Genomic DNA, 21374 nt, shown 5'->3' on the forward strand with positions numbered 1-21374 from the left:
ATGGGCGATTTCGCACTCGATCCGCGGCTGCAGGCCGACAGCGCGTTCGTCGCCGACGGCCCGCTGTCGCAGGTCCGGCTGATGGACGACGCGCGCTTCCCGTGGCTGCTGCTGGTGCCGCGCGTGGCCGCCGCCAGCGAATGGATCGACCTGGACGGCGCCCAGCAGCGCCTGCTGCTGGCCGAGATCAATCAGCTCTCGCAGCTGCTGCGCGGCGAGCCCGGGGTGCAGAAACTCAACCTCGGCGCGCTGGGCAATATCGTGCGGCAACTGCACGTGCATGTGCTCGGGCGCCACGCAGGCGATGCGGCCTGGCCCGGGCCGGTGTGGGGCAGTGGTACGCCGCAGCGGCTGGACGCCGATGTCCTGCAGACCCGTGTTGCGGCGTGGCGGCAACGGCTACGATAGGCGCCCTTTTGACGGAAGCCGCGCCTCCATGAAATCCAATGTGATCGCCGCCATCGTGCTGATCGTGATCGGCCTGGTATTCCTGGCCAACAACCTGGGCTGGACCAATCTCAGCCTGGGCCGGCTGATCGCCACCTGGTGGCCGGCGATCCTGGTCGCGGTCGGCGTGGGCATGCTGTTCGGCCGCGGCAAGTAGTCGCGGCGCGGCGCGCGTCCCTGCCGGCCGCCGGCGCGCGGCGGCGGCCGGATGCATCAGCGGCGGATGTTGACCACCTGGGTGCCGGCGATGATGCCGTGCAGGCAGCGCGTGTCCTGGCGGAAAATGAACAACGCATCGATGAGGACGTAGAGGCTGCCCACCACCGGCACCATCGACAGCAGCTGGGTCGGCAGGTAGCGCAGCGCGATCAGCCGACACAGCGGCGGCTGCGCGCCGTGCAGATCGACGATGCGGATCCACAGCAGCTTCTTGCCCCAGGTCTGCCCGGTCTTGGCCAGCGGATAGCCCTGCACCACCACGAACATCACGAACGCCAGCGCCACATAGCCGGCCGTGGCCAGCAACGACATCGCTTCGCCGCCGCGCGCCGCGTCCATGACCTTGCCGAAATAGCCGGTGACCGCGACCAGCAGCAGAAAGGTCGCCAGCGCGATCACGCCGTCGATCAGCGCCGCACCGCGGCGCTCGCCGCGGCCGGCCAGCACCTCGGCACCGTCCAGCGCCAGAGCGGCGCCGCCGGCAGCGGCGCTTCGGGCGCCTGGCAGGGATTGGGATCGTTCATTGCACGCTCCTTGTGCAGTGGAAAAAACTCAGGTTCTGGGCAGGGTCACGCCGGTCTGGCCCTGATACTTGCCGCCGCGGTCCTTGTAGCTGGTCTCGCACATCTCGTCGGACTCGAAGAACAGCATCTGCGCCACGCCTTCGTTGGCGTAGATGCGCGCCGGCAACGGCGTGGTGTTGCTGAATTCCAGGGTCACGTGGCCTTCCCATTCCGGCTCCAGCGGGGTCACGTTGACGATGATGCCGCAGCGCGCATAGGTACTCTTGCCCAGGCACACCACCAGGGTGCTGCGCGGAATGCGGAAATACTCCACGGTGCGCGCCAGGGCGAAGCTGTTGGGCGGGATGATGCACACGTCCGACTCGATGTCGACGAAGCTGCCGCTGTCGAAATGCTTGGGATCGACGATGGTCGAGTTGATGTTGGTGAACACCTTGAACTCGCGCGAGCAGCGCACGTCGTAGCCGTAGCTGGAGGTGCCGTAGCTGACGATGCGCTCGCCGTTGACCTGCTTCACCTGGCCCGGCTCGTAGGGCGCGATCATGCCGTGCTGTTCGGACATGCGGCGGATCCAGCGGTCGCTCTTGATGCTCATACGTCTTCCTGATGCCTGTGGCGGCAGATCGGAACCTGCCTGCCGGGAGCGCAGCCGACGCCGAAGCGCGCCGCAGTGACCGGCGATTCTAGCCGGTCGCGGCGCGTTCGCGGCGGCCGCGGCGGCGCTCAGCGCAGCGAGGCGGTAATCGGGATCGACGCGCGCGGCCGCTTGCGCAGCGCCTCGGTCAGGCGCTGCGCGGTGGCCAGATAGGCCTGCGCGGCGGCCGAATCCGGGGCCGCGGCCACGATCGGGGTGCCGGCGTCGCCCTGCTCGCGGATCGCGATCGCCAGCGGCAGCGACCCCAGCAGCGGCACGCCGTACTGCTGCGCCATGCGCTGGCCGCCGCCCTCGCCGAACAGGTGCTCGACATGGCCGCACTGCGAACAGGTATGCAGCGCCATGTTCTCGACGATGCCCAGCACCGGCACCCCGACCTTCTCGAACATCTTCAGCGCCTTCTTCGCATCCAGCGTGGCGATGTCCTGCGGCGTGGTCACGATCACCGCGCCGGCCACCGGGATCTTCTGCGCCAGGGTCAGCTGGATGTCGCCGGTGCCCGGCGGCAGGTCGATCAACAGGTAGTCCAGGTCGTCCCACAGCGTATCGGTGAACAGCTGGGTCAGCGCCGAGGTCGCCATCGGCCCGCGCCAGATCATCGGCGTGTCCTGGTCCACCAGCAGCCCGATCGACATCGCCTCGATGCCGAACGCGCGCATCGGCTCGATCGACTTGTTGTCGGGGCTGTCCGGGCGTCCGCTCAGGCCGAGCATGGCCGGCACGCTGGGACCATAGACATCGGCGTCCAGCACGCCGACCCGCGCGCCCTGGCGCTGCAGCGCCAGCGCCAGGTTCACCGCGGTGGTGGACTTGCCCACCCCGCCCTTGCCGGAGCCGATGGCGATGACATTGCGGATCCGCGGCAACGGCGCGAGATTGGGCTGGACGGCGTGGGCGGGAATGCGGGGGCGGTCGGTCATCGGGAACTCGTAAACAGGAATCGGCGGGTGTCTAGGCACCGCGCCAGCGAAAACTACACCACAGATGGGCGCAGGGGACGCAGGCAGCGCGCCATCAGCGTGCAACATGACTATACAAGGGCGCCACCGGCCACTGGCCACTGAGCGGCAAATGGAAAGGCGATAGCCGTTCCACCGGAGAGTTCAGTGGCCGGCAGACGACGGCATGATCGACCATCCACCCATGGCCTGCTCGTGTTGTCGTGTCTGCGGCCATGCCTTGTCGCAGCGCTTAGCGAAGTAAATCCGGGGCCTCCCCCCGGGCGTCTCAACGCTCGCCACAACATCGCATTCCCCGTCGCACGATCCGCCCGCGGATGATCCCCCGCCTGTCCTGCGTGCAGGCTCGAGTGCGTGAACACCAAGTTCTGCTATATTCACATCCTGTTCATTTTGTGCACGAGCGCAATTGCCCGCTATTTCTCATTTGGGAGATTTTGCATGACAAGAGTTCATTCGGCGCGCCATCTGAGCGTCGCCGCAGGCGTTGCGATGTTGCTGGCAAGCACGGCTGCCCAAGCCATGCAACCCATCCCGATCGAGGATCTGGCTCGCCTGCCAGCGCTCCAGTCAGTGACGATGAGTCCCGACGGCAAGCATATCGTGGGACTTGTTCCGTCTCCGCAGAACCCGGATGAAACGGCTTTGGCCACCTGGGATACCTCCGCGCTATCCAAAGGGCCGACCATCGTCACGCCATCCGGCGACAAGATGAAATTCATCTCCGCTTATGCCCTGAAGGCAGACAAGATCCTGACCGTAGCGCGACAGGAATGGACAGGACGTCTTGGTGGTTGTGGAGAGGGCAATTCCACAGGTTCAACTCGCACTTTCGTCTCCAAGACCTATTTGACCAGCGATGACCAGAAGGATTTCAAGGAAGCGTTTGCGGACAATGCCCGAAAAATCGGCATCAGCACCGACACCCAACTGTGCCTGGAGCTGAGCGGCACGGCATCCCTTGTCGATATGCTCCCGCTGGATCCGGAGAGAGTGGTTATCCGGCAGTTGAGCGAAATCAGCCTTTCGTCCAGCTATTACCTGTACAACCTCAAGACCGGACAGACCGAGCTGCTTTTCCGCGGCGACTCCCGCGCAGTACCGTCTCTGTTCGACCATCGCACCGGCAAGGTCCTGGCCAAGCAACAGATTGAAGAGGCAGGCAGCGATTACGAACAGCAGGTTTTGCTGCTCAACCCAAAATCAGGGCAATTCGATATCCATGCGCCGTTGACCACCAAGGTCTCGGCCCGCAACGTGGTGGATGTCGCAGGCATAGACGACGCGACCGGAAAGTACTACATCTTGACCGATCAGTTCTCCGACAAAGCCCAGGTACGCCTGTACGATCCAATACAGCGCAAATATGATTCCGACCCCGTGGTGGCCGACCAGAACTTTTCCATCAGCGGCCTCATCTTCGGCACACAACCGAACAACTTCAACAAAGTTGTCGGCTTCACCGTAGACGGCCCCTATCGCCAGTCCATCTATGTGGATCCGACGCTGAGGTCCATACAGGATGGCCTGAAAAAAGCCTTCCCGGGGCAGAATATCTCGATCGGGACCTACACGGATGATTTCTCCAAAGTGTTTTTCACCGTGCAGAGCGCCGACCAGCCGCCTAGCTATCACATCCTCGTCGACAGAAAAAGCGTAACGCCTCTAGGCAGTTCCAGGCCGTGGATCGGCAAGGGGGGCCTAGCCGGGGAAGAGCGCTGGATCACTTATACCGCACGCGACGGCCGCAAGATCCCCGCGATTCTGGATCTCCCCGCTGGCTGGAAACAGGGCGATGCGCCCGGCCCGGCGATCATCAATCCGCACGGCGGCCCTTGGGCACGCGATTACATGGGCTGGGATGTTTCCGGCTGGGTTCCACTGCTGACGTCGCGCGGCTATGCAGTTCTGCGACCTCAATACCGCGGATCCCAAGGTCTCGGGCGTGACCTGTGGATCGCTGGCGACCGCGAATGGGGACAGAAAATGTCCGACGACAACGACGATGGCGCCGCTTTGCTGGTTTCCGAAGGCTATGCGGACAAAGGCCGGATCGCGATCTTCGGGTATTCGTACGGCGGATTTGCGGCGGCGGCGGCAACCGTGCGCAAGCCCTCGCCCTACCAATGCGCCATCGCGGGCGCTCCAGTCACCAATCTGGGCAAGCTGAGCACCTCCTGGAGCGACAACCGCCTGCAACGCATCCTGCAGGGAAAGACGCTGAAGGGCATGGACCCGATGCAGAACACCGCCGATGCCACGATACCGGTATTGCTGTTCGTCGGGGACAGGGACGTGCGAACGCCCTCGTTCCACGCCAAGGGCTTCTACGACGCCGTCAAGGACGTCGTCCCGGCGAAGTTTTTCCTGATTCCCGACCAGCCGCACAGCTTGCCCTGGTACCCGCGTCAGCAAAGGCAGACGCTCGGCCTGATCGAGGACTTCCTCAAGAATGACTGCGGTCCGGGCGGCCTCTGAACGCGTTCGACAAGCGCCTTACAGCGGAAATGTCGCATCCGTATGACAGAGGGTGTTTTCCTGTTCAGCGGATATTGCATCAGCGACGTGACAGAGGTACATTCGCTTAACCAAGTTGTAACAAATGCTTCATTTCTATTGACTTTGGAGAGAGAACGCAATGACCAAGTCCACCCCCCGCGGGCTGCGGCGTCTGCCCTTGGCGATCGCTGTGATCGCTGCGCTGCAAGCCGCCCCGGCGTTTGCCCAGGATAGTCTAGCGAGCGGCAGCGCCGAGTCCGACAAGCAGGCGACCACCTCCTCCAAGGCGGACGCTGGCAAGACCAGGGACCTCGACGCGGTTTCCGTGACCGGTTCGCTGCTGAAGCGCCCTGAATACGAAACCACTTCACCGGTGCAGGTGATCTCCATCGACAAGAGCATCTCCGCAGGCAAGTTCGACGTGGCCGACTTCCTGCAGACTTCGGCCGCCGCTGCAAGTTCGACGCAGATCAACAACCAGTTCGGCGGTTTCGTCGTCGAAGGCGGCACGGGCGTGCAGACCGTCTCGCTGCGTGGCCTCGGCGCCAACCGTACGCTGATCCTGCTCGATGGCCAGCGTCCCGGCCCGGCAGGCACCCGCGGCCAGGTGGGCGCGTTCGACCTGAACGTCATTCCCAAGGTCATCCTGCAACGCATCGAGATCGTCAAGGACGGGGCTTCCTCGATCTATGGCTCCGATGCGATAGCCGGGGCGGTCAACCTGATCACCCGCAAGAGCATCGACAAGCCGATCATGGACTACACCATGAGCGTGCCGCAGCATGGCGGAGGCGAACAATTCTCGGCGTCGTTCGCTGCCGGCAAAGACTTCAGCAACGGCAGCATCGTAGGAGCCGTCCAATGGGATCGGCTGAACGCCCTCACTTACGGCGACCGTGACTTCCTGAGTTGCGCCGAAGACCGGGTGTGGGGCACCGATGGCCAGCGCATCGATCGGGAAGATCGCTCGATCATCGGCAATACCAAGTTGGGTGGATGCTCCTCGGGCAACCTTTACGCCAACACAATCCTTAATTATTTCAATTCAGCCATACGCTATGTGCCGTCGTCGGATGGCAGCACCGTGGGCCCCTTCCCCGGATACAAGCCGCGTCCCCGCCCCAGTAGAACCTATGCGAACTCTTCACAGGCCTATTACGAGGATGTGTTGAATTTCCCGTTCTACAACACTGCGCAAGTCATCAACCAGCGCGAGCGCATCAGCTTGTACGGTGCCAGCGACTTCGGCTTCGATAGCTTCAATTGGAAGACACAGTGGCTGTACAACCGCCGTGAGACGGAGACGCATGGCTACCGGCAGTTCTTCCCGGTCGTCTACAACGAAACCGATGGCAACTACTACCAGCCGATCATGCCCTACCGGGATGATCAGAAGATCACCGTCGACTACTTTTATGGCAGCACCAAGTTCGACGGCGCATTCAAGTGGAGCGACAGTTGGAGCTGGGAGGTCAATGCGAGCTACTCCCGCTCCGACGGCGACTACGAGCACAACGACATCCAGACGTCCCGCACCGGCGACCTCGCCTATGTCGATAGCGACGCGCCGGTGAACTATTTCGATCCCGGTTACCTCAGCGGCGAGCGCATGAGTGAACTGGAGAATGCCGTTGGCGTCACCACCAAGGGCAACACCATCTATGACCAGGCGATCGTCAACGCCGTCATTACCGGGAACCTGTTCGCGCTTCCTGCGGGTGAGGTCGGCGCAGCATTCGGCGTCGAATACCGTCATTCCAAGATCGACGACGAACCCGATGAACTGACCAAGTCCGGCGACATCTGGGGCTACAGCTCCGCCCAGTCGACCAAGGGCACCGACAATGTCCGCGAGGCTTTCGCCGAATTCGACATCCCACTCATCAAGGGAAAGCCGGGCATCGAGTCGCTGTCGGTCAACCTCTCCGGCCGCGCTTTCAAGTACAACTCCGTGGCAGATTCGGACAAGGTATGGAAGGCCGGCCTGAACTGGCAGATCGTCCCGTCCCTGCGCCTGCGTGGCAGCATTGGCACCTCGTATCGCGCGCCGGGCCTGTACGAGCTCTATCTCGGCGACCAAACCGGCTACCGACAGCAGACAGCAATCGATCCTTGCATCCTCTGGGGCGAAAGCAGCAACAGCTTCCTCCAGGCAAACTGCGGGGCAGCGGGCATCCCGGCAGACTACGCGGGCACCGGCGCAACGGCGACGGTCTATTCCCAGGGCGGCAAGGGCGCCTTGCAACCCGAAACCTCCAAGGCCAAGACGCTGGGCATGGTGTGGACGCCGGAGTTCGCAAACCTGAGTGTCGCACTCGACTACTTCGACTACGACATCCGTGGCGAAATCGCCCAACTCGATGAGTACGACATCATTAACGGCTGCTATGGCTCAGCTGTCTATCCAAATACGTTTTGCGACCAGTTTATTCGCAATAGCTCAAGCGACCCATCCGCACCCAATGCGATAACCACCGTCTACAACAAGTACATCAACATCAATCGTGAGCGCTCTCGGGGCTACGACCTGCAGCTGAATTACGACAGCGACTTCTCGTTCGGCAAGCTGTCGCTGGAAGCTCAGGTCACTTACACGATCGAGGATATAATCCGGCTTTTCGACACATCGTCCGAGAGCGGGCTGACGACCGACGATCAGGTGGGCTACATCGGTCGACCGAAAACCGTTGGCCTCATGTCCGCGGATCTGAAGCGTGGCGACTGGACGTTCAGCTATCAGGCAAGCTATGTCAGCTCGACCGAAAACCGTGACCTGGACCGCGCCTTCACCTACCAGGGATATGCCGGTGCGACGCGCGACATCAAAGCCGGCTGGCAGGTTCTACACAATGCGTCCGTTACCTATGAACAAGGCGACTGGGGCATCATGGTCGGCGTGCGCAATCTGTTCGACAAGGAACCGGATCTGATTTCGACTGGCGTCGGCACGCGCTACGGCAATACGCCGCTATATGCTTCGCAGTACGACTGGTATGGACGTACTGTCTTTGCCCGGGTGCAGTACAAGTTCTAAGCTGGAGTCAGGACAATGAACGAGGGGCGACCAATGGCCGCCCCCTTTTGTTCGAGCTTCAGAATGCAACGCTCCAACATTCCGTTCTCGCGTAAGCCTGGGCGCGGTAGGGCCGGCAGTTCCCTGCCGGCCCCGGCACAGATCCGTACGTGCGGAACTACCGCATCCGGCTCCTGCCTCGGGTATGTGACGCGAAGCGATCCTCAGGATGCGGATGTGCATTTCCGGGTCGTGGTATGTAGAGGTCGGCAAGGCGTCCGTAGCGCGACCATTGAAGCCGATTACGCTGGCTGCGACGTTTGCGGGTCTGCCGCCATAGACGGCAGACCGCCAGACGCAAGCCACAAGGCGTATCAGGTTTCCCGGCACTGCATGGTATGGACCGGCCAGCCTTTCGTAGTAGACATCCGGGAGCCATAATTCATGGCCATGGCCGAGGTGTTTATGAGCAGCTTGCGCAGGCGGTACACGGATGAGTTCCGGGCCGCGGCGGTGAAGCGGGCGATCGAGCGTGGCTTCACGGTCGTGGCCGCGGCCTCGCGCATCGGGATCCCCCGTACCTACGAGGGCTGGCCGTTCCCGGCGGTGGCGATGGACCTGTCCTCGCGGCAGCTCGGGGCCACGGCCGCGACGATGCCAGCGACCTGGTAAGCGACCTGGTGCTGCAGGCGCCGATGGCGGCCGCCTGGCGGCGCAAGCAGCGACTGGCAGTGAAGGCGCACCGGAGGGTGCCGAGCACGAGCCGTCGCGGCAACTGCCACGACAATGCGGTGGCCGAGAGCGTCTTCAGCGTGTTGAAGAAGGAGCGGATCAAGCGGCAGATCCACCCGACGCGGGCCGCAGCGGCGTCGGACGTGTTTGATTGGGCCTGTTGCCGCGATCGGGCTAGGCCACGCCGCGCCTGGGCGCGCACGGGCAAGGAAGCGCGAGGGAGCTTATGTCGATAAGCGACCGCGCGATGACGCCGTCGCGTGCGCGCCCAGGCGCGGCCCGTCGGGTCGCCGTGTGCGGTGCCCCGGCGGCCGCGCGGCGTGGACAGGCGCCCAGCCTGCCACGGCGCCACGCACGACCACCTGAGCGCCGGACACGACAACGTGGCCTAGCCCGATCGCGGTAACAGGCCCTGCATGGAGATGTTCTACAACCCGATCCGCCGGCATGGTGCCGCTGGCGGCGTATCGCCGGCAGCGTTTGAAAGGCGCTACGCGCAAAGGCGGCAACCGAGTGTCTACGGAAGGCTGGCCGGTCCAGTATTCTATGTGCATGTCTTCCCCCGCCCATGAACTGCTGAGCCGCGTATTCGGCTACGACCACTTCCGCGGCCCGCAGCAGGACATCGTCGAGCACGTCGCTGCCGGGCAGGACGCGCTGGTGCTGATGCCCACCGGCGGCGGCAAGTCGCTGTGCTACCAGATTCCCTCGCTGCTGCGCGACGGCACCGGCATCGTCATCTCGCCGCTGATCGCGCTGATGCAGGACCAGGTCGAAGCCCTGCGCCAGCTCGGCGTGCGCGCCGAATACCTCAATTCCACGCTGGACGGCGAAACCGCGCAGCGGGTCGAGCGCGAGCTGCTGGCCGGCGAGCTGGACCTGCTGTACGTGGCCCCCGAACGCCTGCTGACCCCGCGCTTCCTGTCGCTGATCGAGCGCAGCCGCATCGCCCTGTTCGCGATCGACGAGGCGCACTGCGTGTCGCAATGGGGCCACGATTTCCGCCCCGAATACCGCCAGCTCACGGTGCTGCACGAGCGCTGGCCGCAGACCCCGCGCATCGCCCTGACCGCCACCGCCGATCCACCGACCCAGCGCGAGATCGCCGAGCGTCTGGACCTGACCCAGGCGCGCCACTTCGTCAGCTCCTTCGACCGCCCCAACATCCGCTACACCGTGGTGCAGAAGGACAACAGCAAGCGCCAGCTGCTGGATTTCCTGCGCGCGCACCGCGGCAGCGCCGGCATCGTCTACTGCCTGTCGCGGCGCAAGGTGGAGGAGACCGCCGAGTTCCTGGCCAAGGAAGGACTCAACGCGCTGCCCTACCACGCCGGCCTGCCGGCCGAGGTGCGTGCCGGCAACCAGCGCCGCTTCCTGCGCGAGGACGGCATCGTGATGTGCGCCACCATCGCCTTCGGCATGGGCATCGACAAGCCGGACGTGCGCTTCGTCGCGCATACCGACCTGCCCAAGTCGCTGGAAGGCTACTACCAGGAAACCGGCCGCGCCGGCCGCGACGGCGAGGCCGCCGAGGCCTGGCTGTGCTACGGCCTGGGCGATGTGGTGCTGCTCAAGCAGATGATCGAAAAGGGCGAAGCCGGCGAGGACCGCAAGCGGGTGGAGCGGCGCAAGCTCGACCAGTTGCTCGGCTATTGCGAATCGATGCAATGCCGGCGCCAGGTGCTGCTGGCCGGCTTCGGCGAGACCTATCCGCAGCCCTGCGGCAACTGCGACAACTGCCTGACCCCGGCCGCGGCCTGGGACGCCACCGTCGCCGTGCAGAAGGCGCTGAGCTGCGTGTTCCGCAGCGGCCAGCGCTTCGGCGTCGGCCACCTGATCGACATCCTGCGCGGCAGCGACGGCGAGAAGATCAAGCAGTTCGGCCACGACCGGCTCAGCACCTACGGCATCGGCAAGGACCTGGACGCGCGCGCCTGGCGCGGCGTGTTCCGGCAGCTGGTCGCCACCGGGCTGCTGGAAGTGGACAGCGACGCCTACGGCGGGCTGCGCCTGACCGACGCCAGTCGCCAGGTGCTCAAGGGCGAGCGCCAGATCATGATGCGCCGCGAGGCGCCGAGCCGCGGCCGCGAACGCGGCGAGCGCAGCGGCAGCCCGCGCACCGGCGTGCCGGTGCAGCCGCAGGACCTGAGCCTGTTCAACGCGCTACGCGACCTGCGCGCCGGCCTGGCCAAGGAGCAGAACGTGCCTGCGTTCGTGATCTTCCACGACAGCACCCTGCGCAACATCGCCGAGCAACGCCCGACCAGCCTGGACGAACTGGCGCATGTCGGCGGCATCGGCGGCACCAAGCTGGCCCGCTACGGCCAGCAGCTGATCGATATCGTCCTGCAGCAAGGCTAGCGGCAGTAGGCGGAAGGCCGCGATTGCCGCCGCATCGCGGGAGATGGCCGGCACCGGCAAGAAAATTCCCCGGCGCCGACAGGCCGGGTTCAACGTGATCTTGATAGCGTCGGCTGATGGTGGCACGCAGCTGCGGCTGCCGCCATCCAGCCCCTCTTTCCTTGGCGTACGTCCGATGAAACGATCCCTCCTGCTTGCCTGCGCCCTGCTCGCCGGCCCGGCACTGGCGCAAACCTCCGCCGACGCCGGTTCCGGCAGCAGCGACAGCGAAGCGGCCAAGCGCGCGCTGGACCTGAGCGTGCCGCAGCAGCCGATCAGCTACGGCACCGACCCGGTGTACAAGGCCGATCCGCCCGGCGCCTACTACGGCGACACCAGCGGCACCTCGGCCTCGGCGCAGAAGGCCGCGGCCACCCAGGCCCTGGCCGAGGCCGAGCAGGCGCATGCCGAGCGCTGCAAGGGCGACGTGCACGGCAGCGTCGCCACCGGCTTCGGCTATTCCTCGCACGGCGGCAACAGCAACTACCAGGCCGCCAACCTCAACCTGTGCAAGACCTACTACAACGACGACGGCAAGCCGCGCGAAGTCGGCATCAGCATCAGCATCGGCCAGAGCGAAGGCCACGGCGGCTACTACGGCCGCGGCGGCTACGGCTATCCCTACGGCGGCTGGTAGCGGCCAAGCGGCCGGCGCGGCGGCCGCCGCGCAGAAATCCAGGCTATAGCCCACCGTCAGCGTGCGTCCGCGCCCGGCGCAGCAACGGTCCGGTTCGACCAGCGCGCTCTGCGAGTAATAGGTGATGTACTGGCGATCGAGCAGATTGGCGACGGCCGGGCGCAGTTTGCCCTGGCGCAGCCTGTAGGTCAGCGCGGCGTCGACCAGCGCGTAGCCGCTGAACCGCTTTGCGGATCGTCGAAACGGCGGCTGAACGCGTATTGCGCCTGCACGAAGCGGGACAGCCGCGGCGTCCATTGCGACGACCAACTGCCGATGACGCGGCTGGGCGCGATGTTCAGCCCGTCCAGATGCGCGTTCAGGCTGCCGTTGCCGTCGCTGTCGTAGCGCCCGCGTGTATACGCATAGGCCAGGCCGAGGCGCTGCCGCTCGTTGATCCGGTACTTGGCGCTGGCGTCCACGCCTTCGATGCGGGTCTTCTCTCGCGCCATAACGCCGGAGGAAGGCCACGGATGAAGAAATTCTTGCCGGGCGGACGCATGGACCTGCTTCCTCCGCGACTGTCGGCCTTCACCGCCGTGCTCGGCGGCGGCAGCTTTGCGGCGACCCCGCGCCGGCGCACGACGCGCGGCACTGAACTTCCCCGTCGGACGCTACAGCGCGTCCATCTGCGTGCGCACGTCTGCGGCCATGAGGCCGTAGGCCGCAGTGGTGGGATGCGTGCCGTCGGTGGTCGCATAGCGCGCGGCTCCGGTCACCAGAAATTTCAGATCGTCGGTGCCGCGGATCGATGGCCAATGCTGGAAAGCATCGACCGCTGCGCCCACATTCGGCGCCAGCCACGCGTTGAGTTGCGCAGCGATTCCGGTGCTGTCCCAGCCGCCAGGGCCACCGCAATAGTTCTGGTTCGCTTCGGTGGCCCAGCTGTCGGTAGACGTGGTCCGCGGCAACAGGTGACCGGCCAGGATCTTCTGCACCTCGTTGGCGCGCAGCATCGAGTAGATGGCCGACAGGCGCGTCTGCAGCGTATCCAGCGACACGCCGGTGCCGGCGAGGCCGATGTCGTTGGTGCCGTACATGACGACGGCATGCGTCGCGTATCTCGCCAGCGTCGCGCTGCGCGCATCGACGACCGCTATCGTGCTGGTGCTGCCGTGCACGGCCATGTTCATGTAGCCGATCTGGCTTGCATCGGCGTCGCTCGGATCGCGCATTGCCCTCGACATCCAGCCCAGGCCGGCCACGCGCGTGGCGCTGTCTGCATCGCCGGTGCCCTGACAGATCGAATCGCCCACGCACAGCCATGCCTTGGCGGCAGCATCAACGTGCCGACCGACCAGTTTGGGCACATAACCGTGCGGGCGGCTCTGCACCGCATCTCCCGTTTGCGTCCATTGCCCCGCGGCACAAACGTCGCTGCTGGTGGTCACCGTTGGGTCGAACCAGGCCACGCGGGCTCCGGATTGCGACGCGGCGCGCGCCGAGCTGTTGCACAGGCTCGATGCCGTGGACAGGTCGAACATCACCAGCATCTTCACGTACACGATCGTCCCGCGCGCAAACGTCGCAAGCGCGAAGTCGGCCGGCGTGAGCAGATCGCTCAGGACGTCGTTCGCGCCATCGTCCAGCGTGATACCGGCCGCGCCGCCGAAGGTGATCGGCTTCACCACGCCACCGATCTCCAACGATGCCGCTTGAATCGGCAGCGTATTGCCCGGGTTGACCATCGAGTTGTTGCTGTAGGAAAAGCACCAGTTGTCCAGCAGCAGCCGCAGCTCGGACAGGTCACCGGAGCCGAGCACGTAGGGCCAGCGGATCTGCACGCCACGCTTGCCGATCGACTCCTTGCCGTTGTGCACCACATTGCCGGAGGACGCGAAGCGCAACGGGCTCTGCGCCACCGGGGTGCCGCCGTCGCCGTACCGCTGCGGCGGCAGCGCCTGCACGTGGCCTGCGCTGGACGCGGCCGCCGCCAGCGGGACGCGCAGCAGGCCCACGGCCGCCGCCAGCGCGCTCCACTGCAGGAAACGGCGCCGCGACGGATCCTGTGCCGCCGCATCGGCATCGCCGGCGTGCACGCACTGCGCCGCGTGCCCATGACCGGAAACCGGATTCATCGGATCCCGTGAGGATGGACGGCCGCAGGATGCGACGTGGAAACACGGCAATACATCGCTTGCTCCTGTGTACTGTGCTGCCCCAAGCTTAGGCCCGACCGCCGCCACGAACAAGCGATCTGTCGCCGCTGTGCCATCGATACGCCATTGCGTCTTGTCGCCAGACTGCGCAGACACGCGCAGTTGCGCGCAATCGCGCCTCTGGCTCACAGCTTCAGGCGAATCGCGCCGTTGTCCATGCGCCCGATCACGCCTTACACGCTGGTGCGGTAGCCCATCTCGAAATTGGTCCCGCCGGCCTCGCCCGCGGCACCCACGGCGACGCTCGCGTCGATGCGCCTACCGTCTCCGGCGCCGTCAGCTCGTCGCGCAGTTCGACGTTGCAGTCCTCGCGCGGAACATAGCGCAGCGCACCGGCACGCATCCTGATCGTCGCCAGAGCGCAACGCTCGCATGCGCCACATTGAGTCCGCTGCCGCACCAGCGCACGATGGAGCGGCCCGCTCGCCACTTTTTCGCAGCGCATCCCTGATCAGGTCGTTCTCGAACAAAGGCTCCGGCCAGCAGCTTCTTCAGAGCGCGTTCTCGGCCTGCAGATCCTTCAGGCGCCAGGCCTCCGGCACGCTCATCCGCCGCACTGGCTGTGCCGCAGGTCGTGCGAAACCACGCTTACCGAAAATGGTTATGAATTTTGCGGCGTGAATCTCTTCGCACATGCGGAGGCAAAACGCTGATCGCATTCGCTGCCGAAATGCAATAACTGTGTCGCTAGTTGCCAGCCAGTCCCGCTCATTCACCCGACATGGACAGGGCAGATAGCGGTGAGGCGAACGTTCGACCAGGGTCGTCGCTCTCATCCATTTGAATCAAGTGCACAAATCCATCTCCACGCAGCGCTGTCCATTCCCTGCGAGCATCGCAACGGCCTGAACGCGTCGCGCAAACAGATGCCGGCCAGCGTGTCACGGCTGCGCCCAACGTCGTTGGGCGTGGGCGCCAGCGAACGGGCGCCAACAGCGTGTACAGAGCGATGCCAAGCGCTCCAAATGACTGCAAGTCATTGAACCAACTGGTGGGCCGTGATGGATTCGAACCATCGACCAAAAGATTAAAAGTCTTCTGCTCTACCGACTGAGCTAACGGCCCAAAACAACGTCCCCGGCCTTGCGCCGGGGTGCGTATTCTACCCTACCCCCGCGCCAACGCGAAATCAGGCGTAGCGGGTCGGGTCGGCCACGCCGGCATCGGCGAAGCCGGCGGCGCGCAGCCGGCAGGCGTCGCAGTGGCCGCAGGCGCGGCCATCGGCATCGGCGCGGTAGCAGGACACGGTGAGGCCGAAGTCCACGCCCAGGCGCAGGCCCTCGCGCACGATGTCGGCCTTGCTCATGCGCTGCAGCGGCGCGTGCACGCGCAGGCCGGCGCCTTCCACGCCGGCCTTGGTCGCCAGGTTGGCCAGGGTCTGGAACGCGTCGATGAACTCGGGGCGGCAGTCGGGGTAGCCGGAATAGTCCACGGCGTTGACGCCGCAGAAGATGTCCGCCGCGCCCAGCACCTCGGCCCAGCCCAGCGCCAGCGACAGCATGATGGTGTTGCGCGCCGGCACGTAGGTGACCGGAATGCCCTCGCCGCCGGCGTCCGGCACCTCGATGTCGTCGGTCAGGGCGGAGCCGCCGATGCTGCGCAAATCGACATTGACGGTCTTGTGCGCCACCGCGCCGAGCGCGGCGGCCACGCGCGTGGCCGCGTCCAGTTCGGACGTATGCCGCTGCCCATAGCTGACGCTCAGCGCATGCACGGCATAACCCTGCTCGCAGGCGATGGCGACGACGACGGCGGAATCCATGCCACCTGAGAGTAGGACGACGGCGTTTTTCATTGGGGTGCTGGGAATGGGGAATGGAGAAACGGGAATGGGTAGAGCGTAACAGCCGCGCTGGACATGGAAGATCGCGGGTTTTCGAGTAGCAGAAGCGAATCAATCAACGAGACGTCTGCTATGCAGCGCTTTGCCGATTCCCGTTTCTCCATTCCCGATTCCCGGCTGCGCGCCCGCGCAGCTAACGCCCCGGCTCGTCGTTCCACAGCAGCTTGTGCAACTGCATCTGGAAGCGCACCGGCAGGCGGTCGGCGACGATCCAGTCGGCCAGCTCGCGCGGCGCCAGTTCGCTCTTGCTCGGCGAGAACCAGACGGTGCAGCGCTCGTGCAGGCGGTGTTCGGCGACCAGCGCGCGCGCCCAGTCGTAGTCGGCGCGGCCGCACAGCACGAACTTGATCTGGTCGCGCGCGGTCAGCAGCGGCAGGTTTTCCCAGCGGTTGCGCGCCGCTTCCCGCGAGGCCGGGGTCTTGATGTCGAGCACCCGCGACACGCGCGGGTCCACCTCGGCGATGTCCAGCGCGCCGGAGGTTTCCAGCGATACGTCGTAGCCGGCGTCGCACAGCTGCTGCAGCAGGCGCAGGCAGCGCTTCTGCGCCAGCGGCTCGCCGCCGGTCACGCAGACGTGGCGCACGCCGTGGCGCGCCACTTCGGCCAGGATCGCGTCGATGTCCCACCACTGCCCGCCATGGAAGGCGTAGGCGGTGTCGCAGTAGCTGCAGCGCAGCGGGCAGCCGGTCAGGCGCACGAACACGGTCGGCCAGCCGGCGCTGTCGGCCTCGCCCTGCAGCGACAGGAAGATCTCCGTCAGCTTCAGGCGCGGCAGCGGGCTTTGCACGATATCGCTGGGAACGGCGGCCATGGCGGGAAAGTATGCCCCCGCGACGATGGCGGCAGCGTTCGGTGGCTCAGCGCAGCTGCTGGCCGATGCGGATCGACTGCAAACGGTCCTGCGCGGTGCGCGCGGCATCCGATCCCGGATACTGGCTGCTCACCTGCTGCAGGGTCTGCTCGGCGTCCTGGGTACGGCCTTCGCCGTACTGCGACAGGCCCAGCTTGAGCAGGGCGCCGGAGGCCTTGTCGTGGGTCGGGTAGCGGCCGATCAGGTCGCGGAACTGCGCCTCGGCCAGCGGAAAATTCTTGGTGGCGTAATAGCTCTCGCCCAGCCAGTACAGAGCATTGGGGGCGTAAACGCCGTTCGGGTACAGCTCGAGGAAGCTCTGGAACAGATTCGCCGAGTCGGCGTACCTGCCGGCCTTCAGCGCGTCGAAGGCGACGTTGTAGCTGGTGCGCTCGTCGCCGCTGGCGGCAAGCGTGCCGGCGTCGCCATGCACCGACGGCGGCCGTTCGGGAACGGCGGCAGCCGGCTTGGCGGCGGGTGCGGAAGCGGCCGCTGCGGCAGCGCCAGCCGGCGGCAACGGCGGCGTCGCGCCACCCTCGATCCGGTTCAGGCGCCCGTCCAGGTCCAGGTACTGGTCCTTGGCGCGCTGCTTGAGTTGTTCGTTGTCGTGCTGCAACTGCTCGATCGTGGCCTCCAGCGACTGCACCTGCGTGCGCAGCTGGTTGAGCTGGTTCAGCACATCGGTGTTGCCCTGGGTATTCATGGCCTGCTGCTCGAGCGCGGACACGCGATCGGCCAGGCTTGCGCGCTGCGCATGAGCCGGCGCGGCGGCCACCAGGGCCGCCGCGACGATCATCGATGTAAGGACACCGATACGCATCTATTACTGCGCCGTGTACACGATCTCGACGCGGCGGTTCTGCGACCAGCAGGACTCGTTCGACTCGGTGCACACCGGACGCTCTTCGCCGTAGCTGACCACGGTCAGCTGCGCAGCCGAACCGCCGGCGGCCTGCAGTGCCGAAGACACGGCATTGCCACGACGCTCGCCCAGGCCCATGTTGTACTCGCGCGAACCGCGCTCGTCGGCATTGCCCTGCAGGGTGATGCGCGAGGACGGACGGTCGCGCAGGTACTTGGCGTGGCAGGCCATGATCGCCTGGAACTCCGGCTTCAGCGAATCCTGGTCCAGATCGAAGTAGACCACGCGCTGGCGCAGGCAGGCATCGGTATCCAGGTCGCCCGGGCCGTACAGGCCGGAGGTCGACGGGCCGGTCGGGGTGGTGGAACCGGTGGTGCTGGTGGTGTCGGTCGGGGGAACTTCCTTGACCTTCTTGGAGCAGCCGGCCAGAGCTGCAACGGACAATAGCGAGACAAGCAGAACGCGGGTGGTCTTGTTCATGGGGATACCTATATGGCTCCTGAGCCGAAAAGGGGGTTCAACGCAGCGAAATATTAACATCAAACTTACGTGTCAACGCGCCGCCCGGTACGGCGACCACGACGGCTCGCGCACGTCGCCATCGGCCAGCACCAGGCGCTGGCGGACGCGGGCATCGGCCGAGACCGCGTACAGCACCCCTCGCCCGCCTTCGCGGGCGGCATACAGGACCATGCTGGCGTTCGGGGCGAAGCTCGGCGACTCGTCCAGCGACCCCGTAGACAATGTGCTCCAGCGCGGCGAACCCAGGCTGCGGTCCATCATCGCGATCTTGTAGGTGTTGCCGCTACCCTGCGCGACGGCGATCTTGTTGCCGTCGAAGGACACGCTGGCGGTGGCGTTGTAGTTGCCCTGGAAGGTGACCCGGTTGGCGCTGCCGCCGCTCGCCGCCACCTGGTAGATCTGCGGGCGGCCGCCGCGATCGGAGGTGAAGTAGATGCTGCTGCCGTCCGGCGCCCAGGTCGGCTCGGTGTCGATGCCGAAGTGGTTGGTCAGCTGGGTCAGCTGCTTGCTGCCCAGGTCCATCACGTAGATCTCCGGGTTGCCGCTGCGCGACAGCGCCAGGGCCAGCTTGCGGCCGTCCGGCGAGAACGAGGGCGCGCCGTTGATGCCGCGGAAGCTGGACACCAGCTGGCGGGCGCCGGTGGCGATGTCCTGGATATAGATCGAGGAGTTGCCGCGCTCGAAGCTCACGTAGGCCAGCTTCTTGCCATCCGGACTCCAGTTCGGCGACAGCAGCGGCTCGGCCGAGCGCACGATGGTCTGCGGGTTGTAGCCGTCGGCGTCGGCGACCATCAGCGCATAGCGCATCGCGCCGCCCTTGCCGCTGGCGGTGACGTAGGCGATGCGGGTCCAGAAGGCGCCGCGCACGCCGGTGATCTTCTCGTAGATCGCATCGGCCATCTGGTGCGCCACGTCGCGCATCGCGCTGGCGCGCGCAGTCATCGCCAGGCCGAGGATACGCTCGCCCTTGGCCACGTCGAACAGTTCGTACTCGACCCGGTAGGTGCCCTCGCCGGCATCCATCACCCGGCCGGCGACCAGGTAATCCTGCTTCAGCGCGCGCCAGGTGGCGTACTGCACTTCGCTGCCGCGGGTCGGGCGCTCGACGATCTGCGCCTCGGGCAGGTTGCGGAACTGGCCGGAGCGGTCCAGGTCGGCACGGACCACCGCGGACACGTCGGTGGACGGTGCGGCCGCCGATCCCTGGTAAGGCATCGGCACGACGGTGATCGGGGTCGCCGACGCGTTGCCGCCGACGATGTCGATTTCCAGGCCCTTGTCCTGTGCGGACGCGGCCAAGGGGAGCAACAGGGCAGCCAGGACGGCAAGCCAGCGCGGCAGTTTTTTCATGGGTCGCTCAGCGGTACTCGGGAAGGCGCAACAGATAGCAATGCGCGGGTGAACGTATTCGCAATCATGAACCATCGAGGTGTGAAGCCGATGGCAGGAAGCCCGGATTATCGCCTATCGCACCGCCGCCCGGGAGTTCCCGGACCTCGCCAGGCCTGGAGGCGGGCTTTTTGGACTTGGGACAGGGAACGAAACTTCGCATCCCCAATCCCCAATCCCCAATCCCGGCCTCTCAGCGATCCTGCGCGGTGAAGTTGAAGGTCAGGTCGCGCGCGAATACCGATTCGAAGCCGCGGTAGGGCAGCGGCTGCGCCCGCAGCACCGCGGCCTCGATCGAACGCCGCCCGGCCTCGTCGTAGGGACAGTCGGGGCTGACCTTGGCCTCGATCACCTGCCCGCCGACGATCTGCTTGATCGCGATCTTGCACTTCTGCCCCAGCGGCACCGAATCCGGGCGCACCCACTGGCTCAGCACCGCCTGCTGGATCGCCGCGGCGTACTTGGCCGACAGGTCGGTATTGGTCCCGTTCTGTCCGGGCGCGGCCTGCGGCGTGGCCGCGGCGGTGGCCGAGGCCTGCTTGGCGCGCACGTCGGCCAGCTGGCGCAGCTTCTGCTCGGCCAGCTTGGCTTCGCGGTCGGCCTGCTCGCGCTGCTTGCGGATGTCGGCGATCTTCTGCTGCCGCTCCTCTTCCTGCTGCGCGGCCAGGCGCTGCTTCTGCTCGGCCTCCTGCTGGCGCTTCTGCTCGGTCAGGTCGATCTGCTCCTGGCGGCGCTTGGCTTCCTGCTCCTGCTTCTCCTTTTCCTGCGAGATCGCGGTGCGGCTGGCACGGTCCTGGTCGACCTTGTCCGGCACCGGGATGAAGTCCTGCGCCTTCTGCTGCTGCGCGGTCGGCGCCTGCTGCGGCTTGGGCACGGGCACCGGCTGCGGCGGCGGCACCGTGTCGTCCTCGGCGACCTCCTTGACCGGTTCGGGCAGCGGCTCGGGCAAGGGTTTGGGCGCGTCCTGCACCGCCTTCTGCGCCGAACGCACGTCCGCGGCCGAGACCACCAGCGAGGCCTCGACCATCGGCGAGCCGGCCGCCGGTTCCACCTGGCGCACCGGCGACCACCACCAGGCGAGGAAGAACAGCAACCCGAGCAGCACGTGCACGGCCAGCGCCTGCAGCACGCCGACGATCAGGCCGCTGTCGCGGTCCTGGTCGCGGGGCGGTCGGGAATCGGCTTCAGCGTGCATTGGTACCGGGCTGGCTCATCAGGCCCACCTTGGGAACGCCGGCCTGCTGCAGCATGACCATGGTGTCCATGACCAGCTGGTAGTTGGAACTGCCGGGCGCGGCGACGAACACCGGCACGTCCTTGTTCTGGCCGACGAAGGCCTGCATCTTCGCCTTCAGTTCCGGCGCGCCGATCTTCTCCGGCTTGCCATCCTGCAGGGTCAGCGTGTAGCGGCCTTCGCCGTCGACGGTGACGATGACCGGGTCCTTCTTGCTCTCCACCGAACGCGCGGTGGAATCGGGCAGGTCCACGTCCACGCTCAGGCTGAGCAGCGGCGCGGTGACCATGAAGATGATCAGCAGCACCAGCATCACGTCGATGTACGGCACGACGTTGATCTCGGACTTGAGCTTGCGGCGCTTGCGGCGGGAAATGGCGGCAGTCATGCG

Annotated in this window: 18 protein-coding genes, 1 tRNA gene and 4 pseudogenes; 9 read left to right on the forward strand and 14 right to left on the reverse strand. The window is 65.7% G+C overall.

From position 1 onward, the window contains the following. Positions 1 to 408, forward strand: a complete 408-nt coding sequence (locus FZ025_RS01870; RefSeq protein WP_046978800.1) for an HIT family protein — start codon at positions 1 to 3, stop codon at positions 406 to 408. Between the two features lie 28 nt (positions 409 to 436). Next, positions 437 to 604: a LiaI-LiaF-like domain-containing protein gene (locus tag FZ025_RS01875; protein WP_003467495.1), complete on the forward strand. Its 168-nt coding sequence runs from the start codon at positions 437 to 439 to the stop codon at positions 602 to 604. A gap of 56 nt (positions 605 to 660) precedes the next feature. On the opposite strand, the gene FZ025_RS01880 is transcribed toward FZ025_RS01875, so the two are convergent. From FZ025_RS01880 to apbC, 3 genes are all read right to left on the reverse strand, one after another. Further along, positions 661 to 1113, reverse strand: a complete 453-nt coding sequence (locus FZ025_RS01880) for an RDD family protein (protein WP_244292440.1) — start codon at positions 1111 to 1113, stop codon at positions 661 to 663. 105 nt (positions 1114 to 1218) lie between these two features. Continuing rightward, positions 1219 to 1785: a dCTP deaminase gene (gene dcd / locus FZ025_RS01885; protein WP_046978799.1), complete on the reverse strand. Its 567-nt coding sequence runs from the start codon at positions 1783 to 1785 to the stop codon at positions 1219 to 1221. Positions 1786 to 1913: 128 nt separating this feature from the next. Beyond that, complete coding sequence (gene apbC, locus FZ025_RS01890; RefSeq protein ID WP_046978798.1) at positions 1914 to 2765, reverse strand: iron-sulfur cluster carrier protein ApbC; 852 nt, start codon at positions 2763 to 2765, stop codon at positions 1914 to 1916. A 480-nt stretch (positions 2766 to 3245) separates the two neighbouring features. Here apbC and FZ025_RS01895 point away from each other — a divergent pair, with 480 nt between their 5' ends. From FZ025_RS01895 to FZ025_RS01925, 7 genes and pseudogenes are all read left to right on the forward strand, one after another. After that, the gene (locus FZ025_RS01895; protein WP_386269919.1) at positions 3246 to 5282 is read left to right on the forward strand and encodes an alpha/beta hydrolase family protein; all 2037 of its coding nucleotides are present in this window, start codon (positions 3246 to 3248) and stop codon (positions 5280 to 5282) included. A gap of 160 nt (positions 5283 to 5442) precedes the next feature. Next, on the forward strand, positions 5443 to 8337 hold the full coding sequence (locus FZ025_RS01900) for a TonB-dependent receptor domain-containing protein (protein WP_046978797.1): 2895 nt from the start codon (positions 5443 to 5445) through the stop codon (positions 8335 to 8337). A gap of 444 nt (positions 8338 to 8781) precedes the next feature. After that, positions 8782 to 8847: pseudogene (locus FZ025_RS22160) on the forward strand (hypothetical protein); the annotation flags it as partial. Positions 8848 to 8892: 45 nt separating this feature from the next. Beyond that, positions 8893 to 9035, forward strand: a pseudogene (locus tag FZ025_RS22820) (IS3 family transposase); the annotation flags it as partial. Between the two features lie 15 nt (positions 9036 to 9050). Further along, positions 9051 to 9203, forward strand: a pseudogene (locus FZ025_RS22825) (IS3 family transposase); the annotation flags it as partial. A gap of 397 nt (positions 9204 to 9600) precedes the next feature. Continuing rightward, a complete protein-coding gene (gene recQ / locus FZ025_RS01920; RefSeq protein WP_104558772.1) occupies positions 9601 to 11409 on the forward strand; it encodes a DNA helicase RecQ in 1809 nt (602 codons plus the stop codon). A gap of 175 nt (positions 11410 to 11584) precedes the next feature. After that, on the forward strand, positions 11585 to 12085 hold the full coding sequence (locus tag FZ025_RS01925) for a hypothetical protein (protein ID WP_104558771.1): 501 nt from the start codon (positions 11585 to 11587) through the stop codon (positions 12083 to 12085). Positions 12086 to 12273: 188 nt separating this feature from the next. Here FZ025_RS01925 and FZ025_RS01930 read toward each other — a convergent pair whose 3' ends face one another. The 11 genes and pseudogenes from FZ025_RS01930 to tolR all read right to left on the reverse strand — a co-directional run bounded on the left by FZ025_RS01930 (position 12274) and on the right by tolR (position 21371). After that, positions 12274 to 12576: a hypothetical protein gene (locus tag FZ025_RS01930; protein ID WP_208803724.1), complete on the reverse strand. Its 303-nt coding sequence runs from the start codon at positions 12574 to 12576 to the stop codon at positions 12274 to 12276. A 162-nt stretch (positions 12577 to 12738) separates the two neighbouring features. Beyond that, complete coding sequence (locus tag FZ025_RS01935) at positions 12739 to 14412, reverse strand: SGNH/GDSL hydrolase family protein (protein ID WP_244292441.1); 1674 nt, start codon at positions 14410 to 14412, stop codon at positions 12739 to 12741. A 142-nt stretch (positions 14413 to 14554) separates the two neighbouring features. Further along, a pseudogene (locus FZ025_RS22170) lies at positions 14555 to 14831 on the reverse strand (IS3 family transposase); the annotation flags it as partial. 441 nt (positions 14832 to 15272) lie between these two features. After that, positions 15273 to 15348, reverse strand: a tRNA-Lys gene (locus FZ025_RS01940). Between the two features lie 64 nt (positions 15349 to 15412). Further along, positions 15413 to 16078: a 7-cyano-7-deazaguanine synthase QueC gene (gene queC / locus FZ025_RS01945; protein ID WP_104558769.1), complete on the reverse strand. Its 666-nt coding sequence runs from the start codon at positions 16076 to 16078 to the stop codon at positions 15413 to 15415. Between the two features lie 181 nt (positions 16079 to 16259). Further along, a complete protein-coding gene (gene queE / locus FZ025_RS01950; protein WP_104558768.1) occupies positions 16260 to 16937 on the reverse strand; it encodes a 7-carboxy-7-deazaguanine synthase QueE in 678 nt (225 codons plus the stop codon). 46 nt (positions 16938 to 16983) lie between these two features. Continuing rightward, positions 16984 to 17796: a tol-pal system protein YbgF gene (gene ybgF / locus FZ025_RS01955; protein WP_167523864.1), complete on the reverse strand. Its 813-nt coding sequence runs from the start codon at positions 17794 to 17796 to the stop codon at positions 16984 to 16986. Positions 17797 to 17799: 3 nt separating this feature from the next. After that, on the reverse strand, positions 17800 to 18318 hold the full coding sequence (gene pal / locus FZ025_RS01960) for a peptidoglycan-associated lipoprotein Pal (protein WP_104558766.1): 519 nt from the start codon (positions 18316 to 18318) through the stop codon (positions 17800 to 17802). 72 nt (positions 18319 to 18390) lie between these two features. Further along, complete coding sequence (gene tolB / locus FZ025_RS01965; protein WP_104558765.1) at positions 18391 to 19710, reverse strand: Tol-Pal system beta propeller repeat protein TolB; 1320 nt, start codon at positions 19708 to 19710, stop codon at positions 18391 to 18393. 232 nt (positions 19711 to 19942) lie between these two features. Beyond that, complete coding sequence (gene tolA / locus FZ025_RS01970) at positions 19943 to 20944, reverse strand: cell envelope integrity protein TolA (protein WP_104558764.1); 1002 nt, start codon at positions 20942 to 20944, stop codon at positions 19943 to 19945. Next, the gene (gene tolR, locus FZ025_RS01975; protein ID WP_104558763.1) at positions 20934 to 21371 is read right to left on the reverse strand and encodes a protein TolR; all 438 of its coding nucleotides are present in this window, start codon (positions 21369 to 21371) and stop codon (positions 20934 to 20936) included. The genes tolA and tolR overlap by 11 nt, the downstream gene beginning before the upstream one ends. Between the last annotated feature and the right edge of the window lie 3 nt (positions 21372 to 21374).

Source organism: Xanthomonas hyacinthi, assembly GCF_009769165.1.
GTDB lineage: Bacteria > Pseudomonadota > Gammaproteobacteria > Xanthomonadales > Xanthomonadaceae > Xanthomonas_A > Xanthomonas_A hyacinthi.